Annotated in this window: 1 protein-coding gene; it reads right to left on the bottom strand. The window is 37.7% G+C overall.

The window, feature by feature from the left end; genetic code table 11:
• Window positions 1-1,258: 1,258 nt before the first annotated feature.
• Entirely contained in the window at window positions 1,259-1,501 is a 243-nt protein-coding gene (locus B0X80_RS20185; RefSeq protein ID WP_077343686.1) for a hypothetical protein, read from the bottom strand.
• Window positions 1,502-1,614 lie beyond the last annotated feature (113 nt).

Genomic DNA, 1,614 nt, shown 5'->3' with positions numbered 1-1,614 from the left:
AAAACTATAATAGCGAAACCCGAAGCAGCGTTTACAAAAGTACGTTTGATAACAATATTTTTAGCTAAACCAACAGTACGATTTGAGTGCATATAACGCCCAATTAACGGGCTTTTATTGCTGGCTTAAAATGTTGAGGAACGAAACAGCCAGCTGTAAAAGTCCCGTTAAATTGCTTGTTATATGCCTGATAAACCTGAACTAAAATACATAAGTCAGAAGTAAAAGACGGTAGTAATAAATGCACTATAAATTGAGCTACTCACAATTACCAGAACGAAATAATAGCTTTGCCACAAAAGTGTCTTTAACAAGGCAAAGCTTATTAGTGGCTATTGAAAAACGATAATAGCGAAACCCGTAGCAGAACTTACAAAAGTAAAAGTTAATAACCGTATTTTTAGCTAAACCAACAATACTATTTGAGTGCATATAACGCCGCATTAAGCGGCAAAAAATTGTTGGCTAAAATAAGCGAGGTACGAGCAAAAAGCCAACTGTTTTTTGTCCGTTTAAATGCCTTGTTAGCAGTTTGACCACGCGCTTTAAAAACATATAGAATTTCCAACAACACGACATTCTAATTTTGCACTTTTGTGCGCGCAAAACCTTATTCTAATTCTTAACTTAAGCAGCGTGTATAAAACTAAGTAGCCGCTTTAATGTGACAACACTAAAGGTTAATCACAACCGCAGTAGATGAATGAGTTATTAAAATAGGCTACTCATTCACGAACCACTTTTAGCTTTTATAAAAAAAAGCCGCAATGACAAAAGACTGCTAACGCCGCATTAAGCGGCAAAAAATTGTTGGCTAAAATAAGCGAGGCACGAGCAAAAAGCCAACTGTTTTTTGTCCGTTTAAATGCCTTGTTAGCAGTTTACCCACATGCTTTAAAAACGCACCGAATTTCCAACTACACGACATTTTAATTTTACACTTTTGTGCACGCAAAACCTTATTCTAATTCTTAACTTAAGCAGCGTGTATAAAACTAAGTAGCCGCTTTAATGTGACAACACTAAAGGTTAATCACAACCGCAGTAGATGAATGAGCTATTAAAATAGGCTACTCATTCACGAACTACGTTTAGCTTTTACAAAACAAAAAGCCACAATGACAAAAGACTGCTAACGCCCGCATCAGCGGCAAAATCGCAAGCGAAGCGCAGCGATTTTGTCCGACTGCATGCAATTGTTATAAGGCGCGCCTCGGTTTTTCATTCTACTGGCAACATTTCTAAATGGCGTTCGATTTTACCACTGACATCGGTATTTAGATTTTTGGGCCCACGACTTAAAAGCTTCACGTATTTTTATCAGGTCTACTTCTGAGATACTCTCGCCATTTGACCAGGTGCCCATTCCATTAACATCTACGAGCATGTCGAATTCGTTTGAACCTGACATTTCAACGTATGCTTTTGCGAATATATCTTCTTCTGCGTAGATGAGATTTCCACTTCGCCCCGTTACTTCAAATTCGACTCTAGAATTCATGCGCCTTATAACGCCTCATTAAGAGGCTAAAAATTGTTGGCTAAAATCAGCGAGGCACGAGCAGTAGCCAACTGTTTTTAGTCCTTTTGAATGACTTGTTATATTTTCAATTT

Source organism: Pseudocolwellia agarivorans (assembly GCF_002000085.1).
GTDB classification, from domain to species: domain Bacteria; phylum Pseudomonadota; class Gammaproteobacteria; order Enterobacterales; family Alteromonadaceae; genus Pseudocolwellia; species Pseudocolwellia agarivorans.
This window is presented reverse-complemented; position numbering and strand designations above follow the sequence as displayed.